The sequence below is a fragment of the Pseudonocardia adelaidensis genome (assembly GCF_039543345.1).
Taxonomy (GTDB): Bacteria; Actinomycetota; Actinomycetes; order Mycobacteriales; family Pseudonocardiaceae; genus Pseudonocardia; species Pseudonocardia adelaidensis.
This window is the reverse complement of sequence record NZ_BAABJO010000028.1, coordinates 35,782-60,399: the sequence shown is the minus strand read 5'-3', so window position 1 is coordinate 60,399 and position 24,618 is coordinate 35,782. Positions and strand designations below refer to the sequence as shown.

Here is a 24,618-nt window from a genome sequence, read left to right as displayed (position 1 = left end):
ACAGGGAGACCGCATGACCAAGCCAGCGATCGTACTGTTGTCCGGCGGCCTGGACTCCACCACCGTGCTGGCCATCGCCCAAGCGCAGGGCTTCAGGCCCTACGCTCTGTCGTTCCGCTACGGGCAGCGTCACAGCATCGAACTCGACGCCGCCCGGCGGGTCGCTACGTCCTACGACGTCGTCCGCCACGTCGTCGCCGACATCGACCTCCGCGCCTTCGGCGGGTCGGCACTCACCGCCGACATCGACGTACCCAAGCACTCGTCGGCCGCCGACCTGTCGGACGACGGCATCCCAGTCACCTACGTACCCGCCCGCAACACGATCTTCCTGTCATTCGCGCTGGCCTACGCCGAGACCGTTGAGGCGTCCGACATCTTCATCGGGGTGAACGCCCTCGACTACTCCGGCTACCCCGACTGCCGCCCCGAGTACATCGCCGCCTACGAGAACCTTGCCAACCTGGCCACCCGGGCCGGTGTGGAAGGCGCCCGCACCACGATCCACACGCCACTAATCAGCATGTCGAAGGCCGACATCATCAAGGCCGGGCTCGATTTGGGCGTTGACTACTCCATCACGTGGTCCTGCTACGACCCCGCCGCGGAGTCGACTGCGTGCGGTGAGATGCCGGTCGCCTGCGGCGAGTGCGACTCGTGCCTGCTCCGCCTCAAGGGCTTCAGCGAAGCCGGCACAAACGACCCCCTGCCCTACCGCACCCGGTGACCCATGTACCGAGTCAAGGAGATCTTCTACACGCTGCAGGGCGAAGGCACGCACGCCGGCCGCCCGGCTGTGTTCTGTCGGTTTAGCCTCTGCAATCTCTGGACTGGCCGCGAGGAGGACCGGCACCGCGCCATCTGCACCTTCTGCGACACGGACTTCGTCGGCACCGACGGACCTGGCGGCGGGCGGTTCGCCGAGGCCGGCGAGCTGGCCGAAGCCATAGCTGCCACCTGGCCCAGCGCCGGGCGGGAGCACCGCATGGTCGTACTCACGGGCGGTGAACCGCTCCTGCAAGTTGACGCCACACTCGTCGCCGAACTACACAGGCAGGACTTCTACATCGCCGTCGAGACGAATGGGACCCGCGTCCCTCCTCCAGGGATCGACTGGCTGTGCGTGAGCCCCAAGATCGGTGCCGACCTCGTTCTCACTGCAGGCGACGAACTCAAGCTCGTCTATCCCCAGGTAGGCGGCGATCCGGCACAGTTCGAACACCTAGCTTTCCCGTCGATGCGCCTCCAACCCGTGGACGGCCCCGACGTGCAGGGCAACACCGCCGCCGCGGTCGACTACTGCCTCAAACACCCGCGCTGGATGCTGAGCCTCCAGACCCACAAGTACCTCGGGATTGCGTGAATCACGTGCACGAGATCTTCAAAGAGTTCACGTTTGAAGCGGCCCACCGGCTGCCCAACCTTCCGGCGGGCCACAAGTGTTCACGACTGCACGGCCACTCGTACCGCGTCATCGTGTACGTCCAGGGGGTCCTGGACACGGAGCTGGGCTGGGTCCAGGACTTCGGCGATCTCAAGGCCGCGTGGAAGCACCTGGACGCCCAACTCGACCACTACTACCTGAACGAGGTCCCAGGACTCGAGAACCCAACCAGCGAGGTTCTCGCCGAATGGATCTGGACGCGCCTGACCCCGTCGCTGCCGGGGCTTTCCGCAGTCACCGTACGCGAGACGTGCACCTCGGGTTGCACCTTCCGCGGACCGAAGAGCCTCATCGGCTGACCTCGTGGCCGGACGCTTGAGCCGCTGGGCGATCAGCCGCTCCTTCACAGTGAACAGGCCGGTGAAGCGCTACCAAGGACGAGCATTCGACCGTCAGGTCCAACCGGCCGGCGCTTCAAAGCCGGGAGGATGGCGCAGGCACGCTTCCTTAACGCCTGAGTGGCGAGCCGTTCGACCGTTCACCGATGACTCCGGGCTGCCTTGAGCCGACGGGCAGCGACCTACACCTCTCGCCGCCGCCTGCTGGTTCCGCGACCCACAGAAACGTGCGTCACGCATGGCCTGACCGTTCATCCGCCCGTCGACGCCACGCCCGGCCACCGACGAAGAATCGGCCGCATGAGGGTGCTCACCGATCGAACTGTGCCCGGCCGCGCGATCGCTGAGAGCACCTCTAGAGTCATCCCTCGCGGCCCGACGGGCACCGAGCGTGAGTTCGTAGCTGCCCCCACCCGCACGTCGTTGACGTGTGCGCAGGCGGGGGATCTCGGGTGGCTCTGGTCCGTGACAGTGCCAAGTCGTTGTTGGCCAAGGCGGAGGCGAAGGAGCTACACACGCTGCTCGAGCAGCAGGCTCGGATCCGCTTCAATGCTGCCACCGGCCGCAGCGAGGTGCGGTCGTGGGAGATGAGCCTCCCAGCGTTCCTGACCGATCTGCAGGAAGCCGGGCTCGGGCACGTCGAGGTGCTGCTGGAGCACAAGCTGCCGTACTCACCGAAGCGGGTCGACGCGCTGCTCTGCGGCGTGCATCCGAAGACGCAGAAGCCGTCGTACGTCCTTGTCGAGCTGAAGCAATGGACGAACGCCGAGTCGATTGGCGACGACCTCGTCTACGTTCCGCACTACGGCCAGCCCGTACTCCACCCAGCCGAGCAGGTGCGCCGCTACTGCCAGCAGCTCGTGGACTTCACACCCGCCCTGACGAACGGGTCCAACGGGGTGTACGGGATCGCTTACCTGCACAACGCCGGCGCCGAGGGCTGGCGAATGCGCCGGTACCAGCTGGACGAGTACGGCCGGCTCTATACGCGGGACGAGCGCCAGGAGCTGCTCGACGAGCTGGTCCGACTGCTCAGCACGGACGCGGATACTCGATCGGACGCCCGGCGGGCAGCGGACGATCTGCTCCGCGCACGCACCGAGCCATCCAAGCAGCTACTCGACCATGTCGCTGATGAGGTCAAGCACCGGCAGCAGTTCGTTCTCCTGGACGAGCAGCAGGTCGCATTCAAGATCGTCGAGCAGGCCGTCGAGCTCGCGGGGGACGAGAACACCAAGACCGTGGTGATCATCCTCGGCGGTCCGGGCTCTGGAAAGAGCGTGGTTGCCCTGAGCCTCCTGGGCGAGCTCTCCCGATCGAGCCGCAGGGTGCTGCACGCTACCGGCTCCAGCTCATTCACGAACACCCTGCGCAAGATCGTTGTCGGGTCGCGCAGCACCCGTGCCCAGGAGATGTTCAAGTATTTCAATAGCTTCATCGGAGAGCGAAAGAACGCGCTCGATGTCCTCATTTGCGACGAGGCGCACCGCATTCGCGAGACCAGCGTCAACCGGTTCACGAGGGCCGACAAGCGAGCAGCGGCGAAACGCCAAGTCGAGGAGCTGATCGATGTCGCCCGCGTGCCGGTCTTCCTCCTCGACGAGCACCAGGTCGTACGACCGGGCGAGATGGGGACCGAGGCGGAGATTCGCTCTGCTGCGGAAGCTGCCGGGTGCCAGGTGCGCGTCGTGCGGCTGCATGGTCAGTACCGCTGCGGCGGTTCCGAGCTCTATGACCAGTGGGTGCTGCGGCTGCTCGGCCTCTCGTCCCTGCCACCGGTTCAGTGGTCGACGCTCATCGCGGATACCGACGAGACGTACCGCGTTGCAGCGCTGCCGTCGCCGGAGGCCCTCGAGTCCTGGCTCACTATGCAGAATCCGGGCGGAGGCGACACTGCGCGCATCGCGGCGGGTTACTGCTGGCCGTGGAGCGATCCCGTCCGGACGGCCACCGGCAAGGCTCTCGTCGACGACGTCGCCATCGGTACCTGGCGTCGACCGTGGAATGCCAAGCCTGAGAAGCCGGTGCCGGACGTCCCAGCGTCGCACTTCTGGGCCAGCGACCCACGCGGCTTCGGCCAAGTCGGCTGCATCTACACCGCACAGGGTTTCGAGTACGACTGGTCGGGCGTGATCTTCGGCGACGACTTCGTCCGCCGTGGCGACGAGTGGGTCGCTCGCCGCGATCGATCACATGACGGCCAAGTCAAGCGGGCGTCGCAGGAGGAGTTCCCAGCGCTGGTGCGCAACACCTACAAGGTGCTGCTCACGCGCGGGATGAAGGCCACGGCGGTGTACTCCACCGATCCGGAGACCCAGCGGTTTCTCGAGCGTATGTGCAGCTGACGTAGCGTGTTCGGGTGTCCGACGTCGATGACCTGGCTGAGCGGCTTCGCACCTTCGCCGACTCGCGCGACTGGCAGCGGTACCACACCCCGAAGAACCTGCTCATGGCGCTCTCCGGCGAGGTCGGCGAACTGGTGTCGGAACTGCAGTGGCTCTCCGACGTCGAAGCTGATCCCGCGGCCTGGGACAACGGGTTACGCGAGCGCGTCGCGGATGAGGTCGCTGATGTGATGATCTACCTCGTCCGATTCGCGGACGTGTGCGCTATCGACCTGGTTGCTGCGGCGAATGCCAAGATCGTTCGGAACGAACAGAGGTTCCCGCCAGCTGCCTCCGGGTCTAGCTGACCAGAACGAGCACAGACGCGCCGTACCGGCACTCTCGGTCACGCCCGCGGCACATGCGAGCGCAGCAATCGCTGCCAGACAAGCGAGTCTCCATCGACGAGGACACGAGCAAATGGGCTCATCCACGAGCCGGCACACCGGCGTTTCAGGTACTCATCACGCACAACACTGCGACCCGCACAACCGTGCGGGTTCGGCCGACGGCAGCGATGACCCATTCCGGATCGAATGCGGCAACGACCTCAGGCCCCGTCCCCGACTGGACGGGCGCCGATCGAGGGCGATGCGCCAGCCGATCGGTTCGGGTCACGGACCGATGCTGGCATACAGAGACGGCCGGTCACAGTCCGGGCGAGATCCAGAATCGGACGGATCACGCCCCTTCAATCCCGGACCTTCTTACGATCGGTCGGAAATCTAACCTCGCGTGGATCAAGGATGTCAACAAGATCAATGAGCGCGTGTTGCAGATGCCGCAAGCGGCCACACATGATGCCGGTGCGGGCGACGCTGGTGGCGTCCTCCTGGAGGTAGGAGAACCAGCTGCTGATCTCACTGCTCGGATCATCGAGTGCCGCGCGAAAGGCGGCAAACCCCATGCAGGACGTCCGGGTGCGCCCTTCCGCGTCGTGCCCCTCGACGATAACGAGTTCACCGAGCGCGCGCTGCTCAGAGCGAAGAACCTGGAAGAGGCCGCTTCCGAAGCTGTCCGTCGAGCAGACATGAGCAACCTTCCCGATCACTGCTTCCAGCTTAGGATTCGGATCGTCTTCTCCGGCGGGAACAAATTGGATCTCCCGTCGCACGATCTCGACCCAGCCGAAATACTGCGCAAACAGCCAGACAGTGCTGTCACGTGCGTACAGCCAGTGGCGGCCCTTCGGATCGCTCGGGTCGAGGAAGCTGCCTCGGAGAATATTCCAAAGCCTCGACTGAAGATCGTAGGCAGCCCTGGCCAGCGGCTCCCGGTAACGCTGCACAAGCGCCCGCTGCCGACCTTCGTCCGCCAGCCTGTGCCGCAACTCCTCCAACTGCTGAGCGCTGCGCTTTTGCGCCTGGTTGTTGAGAATCGCAACAACAAACGCAAGAATTCCCGGAACCGCAGCCAACCCGAGTGGGATCCACATCGCCGCCCCATCTGCCATTGTCACGGCCGGCCTTCTCGTGGTGCAAGCGGCCGCACTTCCTGCAAATGCCCCGGCGGTGCGGATCCACCAGGAGTACGGCCTGGACCTGACGTTCCTCTGGCCCCGGCTGTGGCTGCTGCTGCCCGAGAGCTCCCGCACCCCGCTGGTGGACGCCCGGCAGCAACTGGACGACGCCGCCCGGCTCGGCGGCTGGGCGCTGCTCTACCTGGCGCTCGGCGCGGTGTGGTGGCCGTCGGCGATCATCGGCGTGGTCGCCGGGCTCGTGGGACGGCAACGGTACCGAACCGCAGCGGACGTCTACGCCGGCCTGGTCGAGGCCGCCGTGGACGTGCACCGCGAGGAGCTGGTCGACCGGTTCAGCGACGGTCAGGGGGTACCGCCCACCAGCCGGAACCTGGGCCGGGAGATCACCGAACGGTTCCGCAAAGGGATCTGACGAGGTCGCTGCCACCGGCCGTCCACGGCTCCTGCGAGATCGCCGCGCTATTCCGACCCGCCCTCGCCCGCCGGACCACCTCCTCCTCTGTGAGCGCGCTGGACGGGTGGTGGCTCAGGCACATCGGCATCCGCGCCTTGTCGAACCGCATCCCGTCACTCGCCGCGTAGAACAACCCCGAGGTCAGGCGGGCGATGTCGTCGACCTCGCCACCTTTGCGCCTGGCCAGCTCGGCGGCGGCGTTGATCTGGACACCCGAGTTCAGCCGCCCGAAGAACTGCGTGGCCGCGTTGCCGGGGATTCGGTTGTGCAGCCCGCGAGGGGCCTGGGTGGCGAACATCAGGCCGAGCCCGTACTTGCGGGCCTGGGCCGAGAGCTTGAGCGTGCTCTCGGTGCAGGCCGTCGCCGCGCCGGACGGGGCGAAGTCCTGGGCCTCGTCCATCACCAGCAGGCCACCGAGCGGACGGTCCCCGGCCGGGTTCTTCTTGATCCAGGAGAACAGCGCGAGCTGGAGCTGGTTGACGAACGTCTGCCGCTGCGCGTCGGTCGGCAGGCCGATGAAGCTGATCACCGAGACGCGGGCTCGCTTGCCTGGTGGCGGCGTCAGCAGGGCGCCGGGATCCAGCGGCGTGCCCTCACCGTCGAACAGCGGATCGACGATCATCGCCGCCTTCAGCCGCTCCCCCATGTCGGCGGCGAGCTTGGCGGCGCCGCGGAAGTCGCTGACGTCGTCCGGCAGGTCCAGCAGGAGCTCGACGAAGCCGGCCAGATCGCTGGCGCCGTCCTGCGCGTAGTACGCCAACGACTGCTTGAGGACCGCGGTGCCGACGTCGAGCTTGCCGGCAGTCAGCCTCACCCTCGGCACGAGCCCGGCGACCGCCGCTTCGACCGCCTGCTCGAGCTCCTCGCGGTCGTCGAGCACATCGGCGAACGCGGGCAGCGGACGCAGCACCAGCGGGCGGCCGGCCTGCCTGCGCGGCGTCCACACGACGACGTCGGTGTTCGCGAGGTACTCCTCGGAACGGGCCGCGTCGCCCGGGTTCCAGCCGGCAGGAGGAGTCGGCCACGGGTCGCCGAGGCGGGCCAGGTCGTTGTTCGGGTCGAGCACGATCGACGAGACGCCGTGCAGCGCGCACTCCTCGATCAGCCGGCGCAGGAGCACCGTCTTGCCGGAGCCGGAGCCTGCGAAGACCACCGAGTGCTGGCGCAGGGTCCGCAACGGCACCGCGACCTGCGTGTTCGTCGCGGTGGTGCGGCCGGTCGGCACCATCGGTTCGGTCGGGTCGCCTCGGCCATCGGTCTCAGGTGCCTCGCCCCGCTCGGCCGGGGCATCCGCCACCGGCGCGGGCGCCGGGTCGGCCGGTCGGGGATCAGTCGCCGGGCCGGTCGACCGCCACGTGTCCGGTCCCTCGCCGAACACCTTCCGGAACAGCTCGGTGCTGCCCGCGGGCCTGCGGCTGACCAGCCATGGCAGGAGCGCCGGGTCGTGCTTGTCCAGCATCACCTCGAGGGCGCTGAACGTGCGGATGTCGGCGTCGCTGATCGTCGACGACATCCCGCCTGCTTCCTCGAAGTCGGCGACCGTCCGGGTCGTCACCTTCCCCGCGGACATCTGGATGTTGCGCAGCAGCCAGAGCTTGCGCTTGTCGACCCCCGCGAGCCCGGCCTCCGTGCGCGCGCTGCGGAGGCGGCTCAGGACCGCGTTGGGGTGGGTCGCCGCGATGGCCCGGAAGCTCCAGTGGACCTGGTCCTCGGTCCGCTCGTCGAGGGTCAGCCGCAGTCGCGCGTGCAACGCGGGCTTCGCTCCCGGAGGCGGATCCAGCTCGACGCCCTGGGCGCGGCTGCCGAGTTCGAAGAGGTATGCCTTGAGCCCGGCGGCGAGGATGCGGGGCATCACCTCGTCCTCCGTGCCGGCCGACACCGGAGCCGTCACGTCCGCCGCTGCGCGCAGTTCCTCGAACGTCTCGTCGAGTGCCGCGAGCTCGCCGTCGGCTGCGGGTCGCGGTGGGACAGGTGGGGCCGCGTCCTCGTCGAACGACGGCAGCTCGACGACCTGGCCGGACTCGAGGCACATCCGCACGTGGTCGCCGACCTTCGCGAGCAAGCGGCGAGGCGTGTGGTGCCGGGCGCTCCCGAAGGCGGACGGCAGAACGGGCCAGGTCGGGTACGGCGGGGTGAACCCGATCTCGTCGTAGCGGCTGGCCAGGTGCATGCCGACCAGCTGCTCGGCGATCTCCGCCCCGGGAAGGGACCCCTTCATCTGGACCTGGCTGAACCGGTCTGCGGCGGAGGCGGCGGCGCGGGTCGAGATCAGCTGCCACGTGGCCGGCAGGCAGGCCACGACGGTGAGGGTCCTGCGGGTCAGCTCGCGCATCTCCATCAGCCCGTCCGCAACCTGGTTCACCAGGCTGATCGGCACGTCATCCGCCGGCCGGGACTGCACCATCAGGGAGTCGAGCTGGTCGACGGCCAGGACCGATGGCCCGGCGAGGGCGATGAGCCGGGAGAGGTCCCGGAAGATCTCCTGCGGGAGGCGAGCCCCGCGGCGGAGCCCCCACGCGGTGCGCTGATCGGGTTCGAGATCGCCGTCGAGGTCGAAGAACGTCCGCCCCGCATCCCCGGCCGCACCACGCGACCGGTACAGCACGAGCGCTCGCGCGGTGTCCTCGCACTCGATCGCCACCTGCCGATTGGCCTCGAACAGGCCGTCGACGAAGGCATCGAGGTCGGACCGGGCCACCGGGATCGTTCCGCACAACCGCTGGCGCCGTTCGCTGTCCATGCCGGCCAGCTCGCACAGGCTCCGCAGAATGGGGGTCAACTGGTCGTTCTGCCCGCGGAAGAAGCCCTGGACGACGCTGTGCAGGACGCCGTGCCAGAACTCGCCACCCTCGAGGAACTTGACCAGGAAGAAGAACCCGCCGCGGCCCTGCACCTCCTGGCGGACCCAGCGGAGCATGTGTGTCTTGCCGACACCCTTCTCGCCTTCGAGGACGACGCCGATCGGCTTCTCCCGGCCGCGCTCGGCAACGTCGAACCGCGCCAGCACCTCGCGCGCGACGTTCGCGTGCAGCTCGGAGACGTGGTGTTCGAGCGGGCTCCACACGTCGTCATCGCTGACGGCCAGGTTCAGCTGCACCCGGCTGAGGGCGAGCCGTTCCTCCTCGGTCACAGCGCCTCGATCTGCACGTTGTGCCGATCCTCACCGCCAAGGCGCACTGCGGCCTCGCGATCGGCGTCGGTCAGGGTCTGCTGGTTCATCTCGGCCCGCAGGTGCACATCGGGCAGGTCGGCCATCCGGACCAGCTCCGCGTCGAGTTCCTTGCGGCTCAGCTGCCCGTCGACCCGCTCCCGCAACGCGCTGAGCCGCACGGGCGCCGCCGGGCCGCTGGCGAGGTTCGCGTACGCCTGCCGGACCAGCAGCTCGGCGTCCGGCTTGAACAGCTCGGACGGCTGGGGCCCGCCGCGGTCCATCGAGCGGCGCACAGAGGCCAGGACGGCGTGCAGGACCCCGCCGTACGCCCCGGCCCGCGGGGGACGGGGGGCGGCGAACTCCTCGACGCACCGGGCCCAACCGGGCTCGGTGAGCTCGTGGACGTAGGACCGGCCCTGCTTCTCGCTCGTCACCAGCTTCAGCTCGTTGAGCCGCCGCCGCCGTTCGCCGGTCAGCTCGATACCGGCCTCGGCCTTCAGCTCGGCGTTGGTGACCCTGCGCGCCACCGCCATCAACCCCACGAGGGCAAGGCGTTCCTGCGAGGTGAGCTGTTCTTCAGACACGTGCTGTCCTTCGTTCAGAGAATTTCCAGGCCGTCCGGCGGTACGGCGAGGTCTTGTCGCGTGGAGCCTTTGCGAAAGCCTGTGACGCGAACACGGCGCCCGGCTTGATGCGCTTCGATGGCGAGGTCGTACAGCCGTTTGCCTGGCAAGCGAACCCAAACCCCGCGCGATCTGCTGGTCCCGCGATCGGTGTGCAGCTCGCCGCGGATTCGCACGCGCCATCGCGCGCCGTCCTGGCTGTCGTGCAGGCTCTCGACCCGGCCGACGACGCTCGCGGGTCCTGACAGGTCGAGCTCGCGCAGCCGCCGAGCTACTTGATGAATCCGCTCGCCTGCCTCCGGTGGAAATTCCAGGGTCCGGGTGGGCAGACCGGTGGGCACGCCGTGCGCCCATCGGAAGTCGAGCTCGAAGGAGTCCTGGCCGAGGCCGCGCAGAGCGTCGCAGAAGCCGGCCGAGACACCGGCCGCTGCCACGCCGTCGAGCACCGCGTCGTCTGGCTGTTCGATCGACTCCTGGACCGCGCTCGTCGCGTCGAAGAGCTGGACAGCGACGTCTCGACCGATGCCCGATGCGACGTCGAGCGACAGCTTCACGCTGAACCCGGGGAGGTGACCGGTGGCGAAACCCGTCGAGCCGAGCAGCCCGGCCACCTTCGCGGGTGGCCGCCCGACGAATGAACGCCGTGGACCTTCGACCACGATGCGGGCCGCGGTGAGGACCATCCGGTGGAGCCCGGACACGACGTCGGCTCCCGCAGCCAGGGAGAGCGGACCCGTCCGGAAGGTGGTTCTGTCGGCGAACGGGGAGCCGATGTCCCTGGCGATGTCCGCGGCGTCCCGCGCCTCGACCGCGGCGAGCCCGGCGAGCAGCTCGCGGATGCGCAAGTCCGCGTCCCCCAGGTCGTCGGACGGCGGGACCAGGACCTCGGTCTGGCCGGCTGACCAGATCGCGGCACCACGCCACGTCTCGGGGGTGCGGTGCCAACCGGTGGCATCCAGATAGCTCGAGATGTCGGCGACACGGAGGATCATCGGGCCGCCTCGACGAGATCCCGCAGCCGCGGCACGGTGAGGACGTGGGCCGTCGGCACCTTGACCCGGACGCTCGCCCGGCCTTCCGGCACCGTCTCGCGCCCATGCAGCGAGGTCCAGTAACCGATGTGCCTGAGCAGCAGGCCGTGGTGATTGAGGTCGGCGTATCGCGCCGCCTCCCGCGGCACCGTCACGAGGAACAAGTAGCGCGGCACCATGAAGCCGGGCCCGGCGAGCTTGTTGAACTGCCAGCCGTTGAGGCCGTCGTAGCGGAAGAGGCCGTCGACCGGCCGGAGTCGAGAAACGGTCTTGACCTGAACCTCGATGCGCGGGGAGCGCACCGACCCCACGTCGTCCGGCAGGGTGAGCTGCAGGTCGATCCCATCGACGTCGAGGTCGCACTTCGACACGGTGAGCCCGGCCGCGGTGGCCAGCACGCGGATGTAGTCCTCTCCGAACTGGCCCTGCTGAGCGCGCCAAGAAATCCCGCTCATGCTGGTGCGCACGTCAGGACGTTCGCACCCACTCGGCAGACGACGTACTCGTGGACGTGGTCGACGTGATCACCTTGGTCCCCCCGGCAGCCCGCCCGTCGCTCATGCCGCGAGCCGCCCCGATCGAGACGGGACGGCCGGCAGCGAGCTGGATACCGTTTACCGGACCTCGAGCGTTACACGTCGACGGCTCCGACACGCGAACGGTCTAGCGTCGCCATCCGAGTGGCCCGGGAAGGTCACGCTCCGTGGTGTCGAGCCTCGCGGAGGTGGTACCGCTCGAAGCGCGAAGAGCCTGCGCGACGACTCGGGGTACGCGCCGGCCTCGCCGAGTACCCACGCGCTACGCCCCGTCGGGGAGAAACGACGCGGTCCAGAGCGCCCCTTGCGGCTTCTCCCCGATCGACAGGTGGTTGGTCGCCTCAGGGGAGGACGAGAACCATGCTTGCGGTGTGGGTACCAAGTGCCCCGCGAACCAGCCATTGTCAAGCCGATTCCGCACGAGCGCCTCGGCATCGTCGAGGTCGGACACCCAGCGTTCGTGGAAGTCCGGCGCCGCGTGCTGGTGGCCCGCGGCGAAAACGATCTCTTCGTAGAGGTCGACATCGTCGATGCCATCGAGGTCGTGCACCGCGTCACCGAGCCGCCGGACGAGCTCGATCAGGACCGGGCTCTTCACGGTCGAGATCGGACCCCTCCTTCCTCCGGACGGACCGCCGTCGACGGAGCCAACACGACCCTTGCCTCCGCAGTCGCTCGGAGACGCTATCCGCAACCCGGGCGGCAACGCGGTCCGGTCTGTCAGGGCGCGACCAGATCTGCCATCCGCTCCGGCGCCCGCGTCGCGGCCTCTCCCCGGACGGCCGCGTCGAAGTGCCGGTCCGCCAGCGCACCCGGCTCCGTTCGGTCACAATCGGGATCGAGCTCCGGGTCGAGGTACGTCGCGTGCAGCGCCCCGAGCGCCTGGATCCCGCGGACGAGTCCGTCGAGCAGGCAGCGGGCCGGCCGCACCGGGTCGAGCACGGTGAAGTAGGGCTCCCCGGGTTCGAGGTCGCACGGGCTCAGGATCATTCCCCGCCCCTGGAGGACCGCCGCCTGCAGGAGGGTTCGGCCGATGAGGAGCGGGGTGCGGTCGGGATCGGCAGAGGAGATCCGCAGCACGGCCCGTGGCACCGCCGGATCGAAGTAGTGCTCCTCGTGCGCCCGGTGGAGCGCCTCCTCGACGCTCGTGCCGCCGAGGCGCGCCACGACGTCCACCGCGGCGAAGAACCAGTGGATCGCCGCCACACCCGCGGCGGAGGGCTCGACCTCGGTGTAGAGCCGCGGTCCCCCTGCCGGGGCCTCGTGGAAGAGGCGATCGGCCTGCGCGATCTGCGACGGCGACGGTGTCACGCGGGTGAGCATCACCGCTTGCCGGGCCCGGCCGGTCAGGTCACCGCGATCGGCGCTGCTCGCCGCAGCCAGCTCTCGATCGACGTCGGCGATGACGGCCCGCCGCACGCCGGCGCTGCCCAGCTCCTCCAGGCCTCGGCCGACGCAGTGGGCGCTCTCCACCACCGGATGCTCCTCCACCCTGACCCGGCCGGCCTGCGGCACGTTCGGCCGACGTAGTGCCCGCCGGGCGACAGCCGCTGGGAGATCGAGCAGCTCCGGAGCGCTGTACGTCATCCAGATCGCGGTCGAGAGTCGAGTCAGCGCGTCGGCGAGGAGCAGGCCGACGCTCTGCTCGGTGGCGGCGTTCAAGCGAGCGACCGAGGCGAAGGTGGCCCCGATGCCCGTGTCCCACACGGCGACGAGCTGGTTGCTGGTGGTGTCGTACGCGTAGGTCGTCATGCGCGCAGGATCGGCCGACCGAGGCCCACGTGGTGGAGGAACGGCCGAACTCGGTTGCAACTGCAAACCATGTCTGGCCCCGCGGCCCTTGCAGAGAGACGAACGGATCCCGGTCCACCACCGGGAGCAGAATCTGAATGAGCTCGTTGCCGGCCGGGTTCGTCCTCGGCCCGGCGAGCAGTCCACTCATCGAACCGGACCGCGATCTGGTGCTGCGGGCGTCCCCGACAGCACTGCTATCGAGCCAAGGTCTACAACCCAGCCCGATCGAACCGGTCCATCAAGCTCGGCTTCCGCCCGTGCCGAACCCGCAGCTCCGCAACCCGACGCGCGAACTCCCCCGGCTCGACCAGCTCCCGAAGATCCTCCAGTAGGTCGACAGCGCGGTCGTACTCGGCAGGCTCCTTCGTGTCGATCAACGCATCGACCCGCGTCCACGCCCACTCACCGTCGGCGGGGAGCGCCGCCAGATGGCGGGTACGCTCGGCGGCCCGCTCGCGCTCGCGCTCCTCGCCGGCCCGTCGCTTCCGCTCCTCCTCGGCGCGAACCCGGTCCTTCCACCGAACCTCGGCGGCGGCCTGCAGCTGTCCCGCGGTGCGGTTCCCCGGCTGCACCGGGGTCGCGCCGCGGAACCGGCGCAACAACCCGGCCCGCAGATGCGGGTCGTCACCGCGCAGCAACGCGAGCAGTGCGGTGTCCTTCTCGGCAGCCGGCAGGCTCGCCACCCACGCGGCCATGTCCCCTGTCGGCGCCGCCGGGGTGGCGCGTGCTGGGCCGCTGCCAGCAGGTCAGGATCGATGCGTAGGAACTCGGCGACCGCCTTCAGCGACGCAGTCAGCTTTCCGAGCCCCGCCAGCACGGGCGGCTCCACCTCCTCGTCCGGGCCCTGGTGGTCCTGAACGCAGAGCAGCCAGGCGAGGTAGAGCACCCGCAGGTCGCCGACGACCAGGTCCGCGCGGACTGGCACGATGCTCGAGAGCCGGCCCTCGCCACCCCGGTCGAAGTCGTCGGACTCCTCGTCCTCGGAGACCAGGTCTATCACGTGCTCCCCGCTGACCCGAGCGCCGGCCGCATCGCCCACGCAGTAGCGCTGCGCCGTCGCGAGGTCGACCTGTCGTGCCGGTACCCGGAACGACAGCCACCGCGTGCCCCAGTTCGCCAGGTACAGGAACGCGTCGTAGTAGCGCTCCATCACCACCCGCGGGTCGCCTCGGAAATCGCCCCACTCGTAGGTGTTCACGAAGCTCGTCGGCGTGATGTCGGCCCGGGTCGACAGGGCACGGACCTCGCCGAGCTGACGTTCGTCCAACGGCCGGTCGATGGCCACGAACTCGTAGTACTGGTACTCGCTCACGCCTCGCACGCTCCCGGCACGGGCGCACGATAGCGGTCACCACCTCGTGCACTGCTGCGCCAGTGATCAGCTCATACCGCCGACGGCGAGCCGTTCCGAATCCTGTCGGACCTCCCCTCTAGCCTCGGCGCCGACGGGTGAGGAGGGGGCTCCGCGGTGCACAGCGCATTCACCTACCTGACGGTGGGCAAGTCCGAGCTCTACCGCCGGGTGATGCTCGCGTTCGTCGCCGCCAAGCGCCGCTTCACCGTGCACCTGCGCCCCGAGGACGTGCACGCGGCACTCGGCGGCACGCCGGAACTCGCGGCGGTGGCCGAGGCGCTGGCCGCGCTGGAGGGCTGGGGCAACCTGCGGTCGGATCCCGACACCAGCCGCGTCACGACCGTCGAGGACTTCCACCGCGCCCGCTTCCTCTACCAGCTGACCAGCGAGGGCGAGGCGGCTGAGGAGGCGCTGGCCGTCTACGACGAGGCGTTGGGCCGACGCGGCGCCCTGCAGGCGGTGGCGCTCACCGACATCGCCACCCAGCTGCACGCGCTGCTGGAGCTGGCCACGGCAGCGGATCCGGACCCGGCGAAGGTGAACCTGTCGCTGCGGGCACTCGTCGACCGCTTCACCGACCTGGCAGACAACGCGCAGGCGTTCATGGGATCGCTGCAGCGCTCGATCGACCTGCACGACGCCGACGCCGACGCGTTCCGCGCCTACAAGGACCGGCTGATCGACTACCTGCAGCGCTTCATCACCGACCTGGCCGCCACCGGAGCGGAGATCGCCGGACTGGTCGCGCGGGTCGAGGAGGCCGGGGTGGAGGCGCTGCTCGACATGGCGGCCCGCCGCGAGGCGTCCGACGCGGCTCCCGGGGCGGGCCCCGACGGCGACGATCCGCGCGAGGCCGAGTTCGTCCGGCGCGCCGCGCTGTGGCGGGAGCGGTGGGAGGGGTTCCGCGCCTGGTTCGTCAGCTCACCCCACCACCCGAGCCAGGCGAAGCTGCTGCGCTCGCAGGCGCGGGCGGCCATCCCGCAGCTGCTGCACGTCGTGGCCGCGCTCAACGAACGCCGCACGGGGCGGTCGGACCGCTCGGCCGACTTCCGCACGCTCGCCCTCTGGTTCGCCCAGGCGCCCGACGAGGCGGCCATGCACCGGCTGTGGCGCAGCGCGTTCGGCCTCTCCCCGGCCCGCCACCTCACGATCGACGCCGACACGCTCGCCGCCCGCTCCGACGAGCCCGTGCCGGCGAGCACCCCGTGGGCGCAGGCCCCGCCACTGCAGATCAGCCCGCGGCTGCGGCGCACCGGCAGCTACGAACGGCGCGGCAGGCCCTCACGCGTCACCGACCGGTCGGAGCAGCGCAGGCACCTCGCCGAACTGGCCGCGAAGGAGGCCTCGGCGCTGGCCGAGGCGCGGGCGGCGCTGGTCACCGACCGGCCGATCCGGCTCTCCGACATCGCCACGCTCGACGCGGAACCGTTCCGGCTGTTCCTCGGTCTGCTCGGCGACGCCCTCACCGCGCTCACACCCGGACGGCGGGAGATCGCCACCACCACCTCCGACGGGTCGATGGCCGTACAGCTCACCGTCCTCGACCACGCCCAGGAGGCCGCAATCCGCACCCCGCACGGGGTGTTCCGCGGCCCCGACCACCTGGTCCACATCCTCGACCTCACGGCCGAGCGTGCGGAGCTCTCGGCATGAGCAGCGCACTCGACGCCGTCACCGTCGGTCGGCGGTCCGAGCTGACGAAGGCAGCCCGGGCCTTGCTCCGCCGTCCGGTGCTGCGTGCCCACGGAGCGGAGTCCGAGCTGGTCGTGCTCGTCCGCCGCCACGCGAGCGAGCTGCGCACCTGGTTCGACCGCAACACCGGCTGGCGGCTGCACGTCGACAGCGAGGTGGCGCGGCTGGTCAAGACCGTGCCCGACACCGGCGACGCCACCCATCCCGCCCGCGACCCGCGCAGCCGCGTCCCCTTCTCGCGCCGCCGCTACGTCCTCACCTGCCTCGCGCTCGCCGTGCTCGAACGCGCCGACGCGCAGATCACCCTCGGGCGGCTGGCCGAGCAGATCGTGCTGGCGGCCGCCGATCCGGACCTCGCGGCTGCCGGGGTCACATTCGCGCTGGAGCGCCGCGAGGAGCGCACGGACCTGGTGTCGGTGGTCCGCCTGCTGCTCGACCTCGGCGTGCTCTCCCGGGTGGCCGGCGACGAGGACTCCTTCGTCCGGGACGAGGGCGACGCGCTCTACGACGTGGAGCGGCGCGTGCTCGCCGCGCTGCTCGCGAGCCCGCGCGGCCCGTCCACGATCAGTGCGGCGGGCCACGACGAGCGGCTCGCCGCACTCACCGAGGAGCTGCCCGCCACCACCGATGATCTGCGCAACCAGCAGATCCGCCACCGCCTCACCCGCAAGCTGCTCGACGAGCCGGTGCTCTACTACGCCGACCTCGACGAGGCCGAACTCGCGTACCTCACCAGCCAACGGTCGGCGATCACCAGCCGGATCAGCGAGCTCACCGGGCTGGTCCCCGAGGTGCGGGCGGAGGGCATCGCGATGGTCGACCCGCAGGACGACCTCACCGACGTCCGGATGCCCGAGACCGGCACCGAGGGCCACGCCACGCTGCTGCTCGCCGAGCACCTCGCGGGTTCCGACGGTCCGCTGCCGCTCACCGCGTTGCACGCCCACGTCCGCGCCCAGGCCGCGGCGCACGCCACGTACTGGCGCAGGGACGCCACCGCGCCCGGCGCGGAGATCGAGCTCACCGAGAAGGCACTGGGCCGCCTCGAAGCGCTGCGCCTGGTCCGGCGGGCAGGCAACGAGGTACACGCGTTGCCCGCGCTGGCGCGTTACGCCGTCGGCGAGGCACAGATCCAGGAGAGCCGCGGATGATCACGCTCCCGGAACCCCAGCGCGAACGCTGGCAGCCGCTGCGGGCCGGGCTCGTCGATCTCTTCTACTACGACGTCGAGGAGTTCTGGTTCCACGACGGACGGTTGCTGCTGCGCGGCAACAACGGCACCGGGAAGTCGAAGGTGCTCGCCCTGCTGCTGCCGTTCCTGCTCGACGGCGACCTGTCGCCGCACCGGGTCGAGCCCGACGCCGACCCGAAGAAGCGGATGGAGTGGAACCTGCTGCTCGGCGGGGAGCACCCGCACCCGGAGCGGCTCGGCTATACGTGGCTGGAGTTCGGCCGCCGCACCGGCGACGGCGCGGCCGAGTTCCGCACGATCGGCTGCGGGCTCAAGGCGGTGGCCGGGCGCGGGATCGCCAGGCACTGGTTCTTCGTCACCGACCAGCGGGTCGGCGCGGAGCTCCGGCTCGTCGACGCCACCCGCACCGCGCTCACGCGGGAGCGGCTCGGCGATGCGCTTGCCGGCCACGGGCAGGTGTACGACCGGCGCCAGGACTACCGGCGCGCCATCGACGAGGCCATGTTCGGGCTCGGCGAGCAGCGGTACGGCGCGCTGGTCGATCTGCTGGTGCAGCTGCGGCAGCCGCAGCTGTCGAAGCGGCCGAGTGAGCAGAAGCTGTCGGACGCGCTCACCGAGGCGCTCCCGCCCCTCGACCAGGCCGTCGTCGCCGACGTCGCCGAGGCGTTTCGCAGTCTGGAGGAGGACCGCGACGAGCTCGCCTCGATGGTCGAGGCACACGGGTCGGCACAGGCGTTCCTCGGCCACTACCGGCGCTACGCCTCCGTCGCCGCGCGGCGGCGCGCCGAGCGGCCGCGCCAGGCCGAGCACCGCTACCGCACCGCCCGCGACACGCTCACCGCAGCTGAGGAGGCGTACCGGCAGGCCGACGATGCCGCCACCGCGGCGCAGGATCGGCTCGACGACCTGGCAGAGGAGGCGGAGCGGCTCCAGGCCCGCGACCGGTCGCTGCGCACCAGCCCGGAGATGAAGAGTGCTCAAGATCTAGCGCGGCTCGCGGACGAGGCCAGGCGGCGGAGCGCCGACGCCGACGCCGCCGCCCGGCAGGAGCAGAGCGCGGCCGCTACCGTGGTGAGCCGGCAAGAACGGCGAGATGCCGCTGTCGCCCGCGCCCACGCCGCCGCCGACGCGCTCGGCACCGTCCGGGAGGGCGCCATCGCCGCGGCAGGCGACGCCCGGCTCGCCGCGGAGCACGCCGCCCGGATCGATCACCGGCTGACCGAGCAGCCTCGCCACCCGTCCGGTTCGGAGACGGACACAGGCCCGCATCCCGCGGCGAACGCCGGTGACCCCGGATCGGCCGGGGTCACCGGCGGCGGCAACCACCCGCGTAACGCCGACCCGGAGGTCGACGACCGGCTGCGCATCCTGCGCCGCACCGCCGGTGAGCTGATCGACCGTCAGGAACGGTCGATCCGCCACGTCGAGGGCCTGGTCGCCGCGGAGTCGAAGGCCACGCAGGCGCTCGTCACCGCCCGCACCGAGGTGGAGCGGCTGGCCTCCGCGCTCTCCGCCCTGGCCGAGCGACGCGCCGCCTCCGACGCGGCCGTCGGGGAGCGCGGCGCCGAGCTCGTCGCGGCGGTGCGGGCCCACCTCGACGCGGCGACCGAGCTGGTCGTCCCCGACGCCGACGCCGTCGTCACCGCGCTGGAGCTGTGGGTCACCACACTGGATGGCCCGAACCCGGGCCGCCTCGCGATCGACACCGCGGGCCGGACTGCCGTTGCGGCGCTCGCCCGGATCGGTGCCGAACTCGACCGCCGCACTGCCGATGCCGCCGGCCGCGCGGCCGAGCTCGCCACCGAGATCGCCCGGCTGGAGGCCGGCGAACACGGCGCACCGCCCGCCCCGCACACCCGCGATCCGCAGGCCCGCGCCGCACAGGCGGGGGCACCGCTGTGGCAGCTGGTCGACTTCGTCGACGGCGTGCCCGACGCCGAGCGTGCCGGGTTGGAGGCCGCGCTGGAGGCGTCCGGGATCCTCGACGCCTGGCTCCACCCGGACGGCGCGCTGCATGAGGTCAGCGGCGACGTCATCCTCGACCCTTCGGACGAGGCGCGGCCGGACGCCGCCCTGACCGCGGTCCTGCGGCCCGCCATCAATCCGGACGACGCCCATGCCGCCACCGTCTCGGAAGCCGCGGTCGCCGGGGTGCTCGCCACGATCGGCCTCGGAGAGGGCGCCGACGGCACCTGGGTCGACGCGGCGGGCCGGTTCCGGATCGGCGTGCTCACCGGCGCATGGAACAAGCCGGCCGCGGAGTACATCGGCCGCGGTGCGCGCGAGGCCGCTCGCCGGGCCCGCCTCGCCATGCTGCAGCGCGAGGCCGGGCAGGTCGCCGGCGAACAGGCCGGCATCGCCGAGGAGCAGCGCCTGCTCGGGGAGCGCCGGGGGACCCTGACAGCCGAGATCGACGGGCTGCCCGCCGACGCCGACCTGCGCGAGGCGCACGCCACCGTCGCTGCGCTCGCGGCGCAGCACGCGGAGCTGGCCCGGGAGCGGTCCGCGGCCGACGCCCGGCTGGCCGAGGCGACGGCCGACGCCGATGCCGCCGCGGAGGCGCTGGCCACCGGCGCCGCGGACGTCGGGCTCCCGGCCGACCGCTCCGGCCTCGACGGGGTCAGCGCCGGGCTCACGCGCTACCAGGTCGCGCTCGCCGGGCTGTGGCCCGCCGTCACCGCGCTCGCCACGGCGCGCCGCAGCGAGGCGGAGGACACGTCCGACCTGGAGGCGGGCGAGGCCGCGCACGCCGAGGCGGTCACCCGCGCCGCAGCCGCGGAACGCGACGCCCGCCGGGCCGCGGAGGAGCACGCCACGCTCCAGGAGACCCTCGGCGACACCGTCAAGGAGCTCGAGGCCAAGCTCGCGCTCGTCGCCGAGGAGATCACCGCGAACGGGGGCGTCCGCGCCGTCACCACCGAGGCGCACCTGCGGGCCGTGAACGATCGGGGCAAGGCCGAGGGCAGCCGAGACGCCGCCATCGGCGCGCTGGAGGACGCCGCGCGCGAGCGGGCCGAGGCCGCCGAGGCGATGCGCCGGTTCGCCGCCACCGGGCTGCTCGCCGTCGCCCTCCCCGACCTCGCCGTGCCCGACCCCGCCGAGACCTGGGCACCGGACCCGACCGTCCGGCTCGCCCGCCAGATCGACCAGGAGCTGACCGATGTCGCCGCCGACGACCCGGCGTGGGACCGCGTGCAGCGCCGCGTCACCGACGAGCTCAAGACGCTCACCGACACCCTCGCCCGGCAGGGCAACACGGCCTCGGCGCAGCTGTTGGAGGACGGGATCGTCGTCGAGGTGGTGTTCCGGGGACGTCCCGCCACCGTTCCGCAGCTCGCCGACGCGCTCGCCGTCGAGGTGGCCGACCGGCAACGGCTGCTCGACGAGCGCGAGCGGGAGATCCTGGAGAACCACCTGGTCAACGAGGTCGCGAGCACGCTGCAGGAGCTGATCGCCGAGGCCGAGCGGCAGGTGCAACGCATGAACGCAGAGCTGACCGACCGGCCCACCAGCACCGGTATGCGGCTAAGGCTCGAGTGGCGACCGCGCGACGACGGCCCGGCCGGGCTCGCCGAGGCGCGCCGCCGGTTGCTGCGCCAGAGCGCCGATGCCTGGTCGGCCGACGACCGTGCCGCGGTGGGCAGCTTCCTGCAGGAGCGCATCGCCGCGGTCCGGGCTCGGGACGAGGCAGGCACCTGGCTGGAACACCTGACCACGGCACTGGACTACCGCGGCTGGCACCGGTTCGTCATCGAGCGCCACCAGAACGGCCAGTGGCGCCCCGCCACCGGGCCCGCTTCGGGCGGCGAACGGGTGCTCGCGGCGAGCGTGCCGCTGTTCGCGGCGGCGTCCGCGCACTATGCGTCGGCCGGCAACCCGCACGCACCGCGCCTCGTCACGCTCGACGAGGCGTTCGCCGGCGTCGACGACAACGCCCGCGCGAAGTACCTCGGCCTGCTCGCCGCCTTCGACCTGGACGTCGTCATGACGAGCGAACGGGAGTGGGGCTGCTATCCCGAGGTGCCGGGGCTCGCGATCGCCCAGCTCGCCCGCACCGACGGCGTGGCAGCCGTGCTCGTCACCAACTGGCAGTGGGACGGCGAGCTGCGCAGGGCCGCACCGCGACCGGTCGCCGTGCCGGCCGGTGCCCCGGTACCCGCCGAGGAGGAGGCGCTGTTCTGACCCCGTCCGACGACCGGCTCCGCCGGCTGCTCGGTGGCGACGAGCTCGGCTGGCTGTGTGAGCGCGTCCGTCGCCGCTTGGAGCGTGGCGCACCGCTCACGGGCACGGTGACGCTGTCACGGGCCACCCCGGCGCAGCGTGACGCCGTGGCACGGTTGCTGGGGCGCCGCCCACGGGACGGCGCCACCGTGAGCGTCCGCCTCGAGGACGTCGACGCGCTGCTGCGGCGCTCGGGGGCCCATCCCGAGGGGCTGGCGGCTGGTGTCGTCGCACTCACCGGCCCGGTGCGGGACCGAGCGGCCGCCGCTTCGGAAGAAGAGGCGGCGTGGGCGGCCGCATTCGCCGTCCTGGACAGCGCTGTCGCCGAGCGGCCCGAGCTGCACGCGTGGGCCGCGGGTCTGCGGGGCACCGGCACGGTGCGCCGCATCGCACGTGACCCACTCGTCGCAGGCGAGCTGCTCACCCAGCTGACAACCGTGCTGGCCGCCCTGCCGACCGAGCCGGAACCCGTGGGGCGGTTCGCCGAACGGATCCTGGGGTCCGCACACGCGCTCGACACTGACAGGTCGCTCACCGGACTCGTGTTCGGCGCCGCGCGGGTGCTCGGCGGCGTCGGCGACGGTCAAGGGGCCGGGTGGCGTCGCGACGTCTGGGCGTCCGTCGGGCTGCTCCGTGACGAGCTGTCCAGCACGGTCCTGGTACTGAACCTCCCCACCGCACGCGACACCCCGACCGGGCGGATGCTCGCCGTGCTGCACGAGGCCGGGGAGCCGGGCGTGATCACGCTCCGGCAGCTCAGGCAACCACCGAGGCTGCGGGCCGGTTGCACGGTCTCGGTCTGCGAGAACCCGGTGGTCGTCGCAGAGGCCGCCGACCGCCTCGGCGCCGAGGCCGGCGCGCTGGTGTGCATCGGTGGGCAGCCGGGGGTCGCGGCGATCACGCTGCTCCGCAGCCTCGCGGAGGACGGGGCAGCACTGCGGTACCACGGGGACTTCGACTGGGGCGGGATGCGCATCGGCAACGTCGTGCTCGGGCGGCTCCAGGCCGCGCCGTGGCGTTTCGACGCTGCCGCCTACCGGCGATCTGCCCTCCACGGCGCCGGTCGCCCGCTCACGGGCGAACCCGTGGCCTGCGCCTGGGACCCCGAACTCACCGAGGCCATGCGCGTCACCGGCCAGGCCGTGGAGGAGGAACACGTGCTCGACGGGCTCCTCGCCGATCTGCACGCAGGCTGACCCCGCGGCCGATCACATAGGCGGCCGCGGCCCGTCGTCGAGATCATCCAGCGCTCACCCACGACGGACACCTCTCCGGCTCCCCGCCTCCCCCACCCCTGCAGAACGCCGTGATCACCCCGAACGGACGGGTGTCCGGCGCCTGCCGCGAGGGCGCGCGATCGACCACCACCCAGATCTCCGCCGTTCGCCCATCGAGGCGGATGTCCTCGATGTAGTGCAGCCTGCGTTGTTCACCGGCGATCGGCGTGGCGTTGCTCACCACCCGCGCGATCACCTCCTGGCTGACTCCGCGGTCGACCGCCGCGTGCTGCCGTCCGAACGGGCCCGGACCCGCGGCAGCGGCCCGGCCCTCTCGCAGGACGACGACCAGGCCGTTCGGGTCGGCCATCGCGAAGTGGCAGCGGAACGCCGCGTTCGGTCCCGCGTACCGCGCGGGATCATCCGTCGGGACGGGGCAGGGCGCATGCCGGGCGCCGCCGGGAACGGCGGCACCGGCGGCGGCAGGCGACCGCGACGGCCATTGCGGCGAGTACCAGCAGGATTCGAGTCGTCATGGCCGGCATGGACGATCTCGAGCGCCCGCCGGTTCCACCGCTCCCCCGCGACGGGAGTCCGGGAGATGCGACGTGGCATCGCCGACCACCTCGGCTGGGCCGCTACCGTGATCGCGTCGGCCGGCCACGAGACGTGGACCGCCGCCGGATCGAGCTGATCGGACGCGGTGCCGGCGACGCCGATCGAGCACGAGAGCCGGGGTCGCGATGTCGCGGCCACGGCTGCGCTCGTCGGAGGTGGAGGGTCGGCCATGCGGGCAGCGTCGGCCGCGCTGGACGAGATCGCGCACGCGATGCCCGAAGCGATCAGCTCGATCTCGCTCCGGACCTCGGGCGCGGACGGGGCCGTCATGGACGAAGGACCATCGGGTCGCGCTCGCCGCGACGATCATCGCCGGCTGCACCAGTCGCGCGGCGTGTCCGCTCGTTACGACGTCCGGGCGAACCGTCATCGAGTGACCGTGCGTGGTGAGCGAGGTACCTACGGTCTGCTTCGACGCCGCGCACATCGACACCGAGTCCGAGGTCGCCGAGCGGATCGCGGAGCTGCGCGAGGCGGGCGTCGACGAGTTCGTCGGGTCCACCTTCGGCACGTCCGAGCAGCGGGCCCGCAGCCGGGCGTTCCTGCTGACCTGCAGGTAGCCATCCGCGCACGCTCGACGTGCGCATGGGCAAGGCCTGGCCCGTCAGCAGGACGAGCCAGGCCAGATCGCTGCGGATCTGTGTTCGCTTTTCGTCGAAGTGCATCCTGCCCCGGTGTGGGTGCGGTGGCAGCTCCGATCGTACGTCGGTACGTCACGAACATATGTCATCGCGCCGACGACAGATCCGTATGTCGGTGTGTGGTCTCAGGTGACGCTTGACCCGGACGTCATCAGTTGATCAGTGACGAGCTGGGGTGTCGTGGACGCCGGCTCCGGTGACGTGGAGGCGAGTGATGGGTGCGGGGCTGCGTCGGGGCCGGCCGGCGATCTCTTCGCCGTTGTACAGGACGCGGAAGTGGGTGCCTCGACGATGACCGTGACGAGCTTGCCAGCATGACGTGGGCCGAGCTTGATCCGCTGACGGGCGACCGAAATCCGGCCGTTCCTGCGCGGTGAACAGCTTCCTTGTCGAGGTCGGCCAGGCGCCGGACGATGCGGCCAGAACCCGGACCGGTTCGTAACACAAT

General features: G+C 71.0%; 20 protein-coding genes. 11 read left to right on the top strand and 9 right to left on the bottom strand.

Annotated elements, in window-relative coordinates:
• The first annotated feature begins 13 nt into the window (after window positions 1–13).
• From queC to ABEA81_RS30275, 5 genes are all read left to right on the top strand, one after another.
• The gene (gene queC, locus ABEA81_RS30295) at window positions 14–727 is read left to right on the top strand and encodes a 7-cyano-7-deazaguanine synthase QueC (RefSeq protein WP_345609713.1); all 714 of its coding nucleotides are present in this window, start codon (window positions 14–16) and stop codon (window positions 725–727) included.
• 3 nt (window positions 728–730) lie between these two features.
• A complete protein-coding gene (gene queE, locus ABEA81_RS30290; RefSeq protein ID WP_345609711.1) occupies window positions 731–1,363 on the top strand; it encodes a 7-carboxy-7-deazaguanine synthase in 633 nt (210 codons plus the stop codon).
• Window positions 1,364–1,368: 5 nt separating this feature from the next.
• Entirely contained in the window at window positions 1,369–1,743 is a 375-nt protein-coding gene (gene queD / locus ABEA81_RS30285) for a 6-carboxytetrahydropterin synthase QueD (protein ID WP_345609709.1), read from the top strand.
• A gap of 491 nt (window positions 1,744–2,234) precedes the next feature.
• Entirely contained in the window at window positions 2,235–4,127 is a 1,893-nt protein-coding gene (locus ABEA81_RS30280) for a DUF2075 domain-containing protein (protein ID WP_345609707.1), read from the top strand.
• A 14-nt stretch (window positions 4,128–4,141) separates the two neighbouring features.
• Window positions 4,142–4,474, top strand: coding sequence for a nucleotide pyrophosphohydrolase (locus ABEA81_RS30275; RefSeq protein WP_345609705.1), 333 nt, complete (start codon window positions 4,142–4,144; stop codon window positions 4,472–4,474).
• A 383-nt stretch (window positions 4,475–4,857) separates the two neighbouring features.
• Here the strand turns inward: ABEA81_RS30275 and ABEA81_RS30270 are convergent, their stop codons facing one another.
• Window positions 4,858–5,625 carry a hypothetical protein gene (locus tag ABEA81_RS30270; protein WP_345609703.1) on the bottom strand — a complete coding sequence of 256 codons (768 nt, stop codon included), beginning with the start codon at window positions 5,623–5,625 and terminating at the stop codon, window positions 4,858–4,860.
• 52 nt (window positions 5,626–5,677) lie between these two features.
• Here ABEA81_RS30270 and ABEA81_RS30265 point away from each other — a divergent pair, with 52 nt between their 5' ends.
• Window positions 5,678–6,058 (top strand): hypothetical protein, encoded by a 381-nt coding sequence (locus ABEA81_RS30265; RefSeq protein ID WP_345609701.1) that lies wholly within the window; start codon window positions 5,678–5,680, stop codon window positions 6,056–6,058.
• Here ABEA81_RS30265 and ABEA81_RS30260 read toward each other — a convergent pair.
• The 7 genes from ABEA81_RS30260 to ABEA81_RS30230 form a co-directional block, all read right to left on the bottom strand.
• On the bottom strand, window positions 6,030–9,230 hold the full coding sequence (locus ABEA81_RS30260) for an ATP-binding protein (protein ID WP_345609699.1): 3,201 nt from the start codon (window positions 9,228–9,230) through the stop codon (window positions 6,030–6,032). The genes ABEA81_RS30265 and ABEA81_RS30260 overlap by 29 nt on opposite strands.
• Window positions 9,227–9,835, bottom strand: a complete 609-nt coding sequence (locus ABEA81_RS30255; protein ID WP_345609696.1) for a hypothetical protein — start codon at window positions 9,833–9,835, stop codon at window positions 9,227–9,229. Before ABEA81_RS30255 ends, ABEA81_RS30260 begins: the two co-directional genes overlap by 4 nt.
• A gap of 14 nt (window positions 9,836–9,849) precedes the next feature.
• Window positions 9,850–10,866 (bottom strand): hypothetical protein, encoded by a 1,017-nt coding sequence (locus tag ABEA81_RS30250; RefSeq protein WP_345609694.1) that lies wholly within the window; start codon window positions 10,864–10,866, stop codon window positions 9,850–9,852.
• Complete coding sequence (locus tag ABEA81_RS30245; protein ID WP_345609692.1) at window positions 10,863–11,372, bottom strand: DUF4365 domain-containing protein; 510 nt, start codon at window positions 11,370–11,372, stop codon at window positions 10,863–10,865. The genes ABEA81_RS30250 and ABEA81_RS30245 overlap by 4 nt, the downstream gene beginning before the upstream one ends.
• 331 nt (window positions 11,373–11,703) lie before the next feature.
• Window positions 11,704–12,039, bottom strand: a complete 336-nt coding sequence (locus ABEA81_RS30240) for a hypothetical protein (RefSeq protein WP_345609690.1) — start codon at window positions 12,037–12,039, stop codon at window positions 11,704–11,706.
• Between the two features lie 122 nt (window positions 12,040–12,161).
• Window positions 12,162–13,193: a hypothetical protein gene (locus ABEA81_RS30235; protein WP_345609688.1), complete on the bottom strand. Its 1,032-nt coding sequence runs from the start codon at window positions 13,191–13,193 to the stop codon at window positions 12,162–12,164.
• Window positions 13,194–13,444: 251 nt separating this feature from the next.
• A complete protein-coding gene (locus ABEA81_RS30230) occupies window positions 13,445–13,930 on the bottom strand; it encodes a hypothetical protein (protein ID WP_345609686.1) in 486 nt (161 codons plus the stop codon).
• 773 nt (window positions 13,931–14,703) lie between these two features.
• On the opposite strand from ABEA81_RS30230, the gene ABEA81_RS30225 reads away from it, so the two are divergent.
• From ABEA81_RS30225 to ABEA81_RS30210, 4 genes are read left to right on the top strand one after another with little or no spacing between them, the layout of a single operon-like run.
• Window positions 14,704–16,242, top strand: coding sequence for a TIGR02677 family protein (locus ABEA81_RS30225; RefSeq protein WP_345609684.1), 1,539 nt, complete (start codon window positions 14,704–14,706; stop codon window positions 16,240–16,242).
• On the top strand, window positions 16,239–17,432 hold the full coding sequence (locus ABEA81_RS30220) for a TIGR02678 family protein (protein ID WP_345609682.1): 1,194 nt from the start codon (window positions 16,239–16,241) through the stop codon (window positions 17,430–17,432). Before ABEA81_RS30225 ends, ABEA81_RS30220 begins: the two co-directional genes overlap by 4 nt.
• Window positions 17,429–21,655 (top strand): TIGR02680 family protein, encoded by a 4,227-nt coding sequence (locus ABEA81_RS30215; protein ID WP_345609680.1) that lies wholly within the window; start codon window positions 17,429–17,431, stop codon window positions 21,653–21,655. The genes ABEA81_RS30220 and ABEA81_RS30215 overlap by 4 nt, the downstream gene beginning before the upstream one ends.
• The gene (locus ABEA81_RS30210) at window positions 21,652–22,890 is read left to right on the top strand and encodes a TIGR02679 family protein (protein ID WP_345609765.1); all 1,239 of its coding nucleotides are present in this window, start codon (window positions 21,652–21,654) and stop codon (window positions 22,888–22,890) included. The genes ABEA81_RS30215 and ABEA81_RS30210 overlap by 4 nt, the downstream gene beginning before the upstream one ends.
• Window positions 22,891–22,933: 43 nt before the next feature.
• Here ABEA81_RS30210 and ABEA81_RS30205 read toward each other — a convergent pair whose 3' ends face one another.
• Window positions 22,934–23,281: a hypothetical protein gene (locus tag ABEA81_RS30205; protein ID WP_345609678.1), complete on the bottom strand. Its 348-nt coding sequence runs from the start codon at window positions 23,279–23,281 to the stop codon at window positions 22,934–22,936.
• 634 nt (window positions 23,282–23,915) lie between these two features.
• On the opposite strand from ABEA81_RS30205, the gene ABEA81_RS30200 reads away from it, so the two are divergent.
• On the top strand, window positions 23,916–24,089 hold the full coding sequence (locus ABEA81_RS30200; RefSeq protein WP_345609676.1) for a hypothetical protein: 174 nt from the start codon (window positions 23,916–23,918) through the stop codon (window positions 24,087–24,089).
• Window positions 24,090–24,618 lie beyond the last annotated feature (529 nt).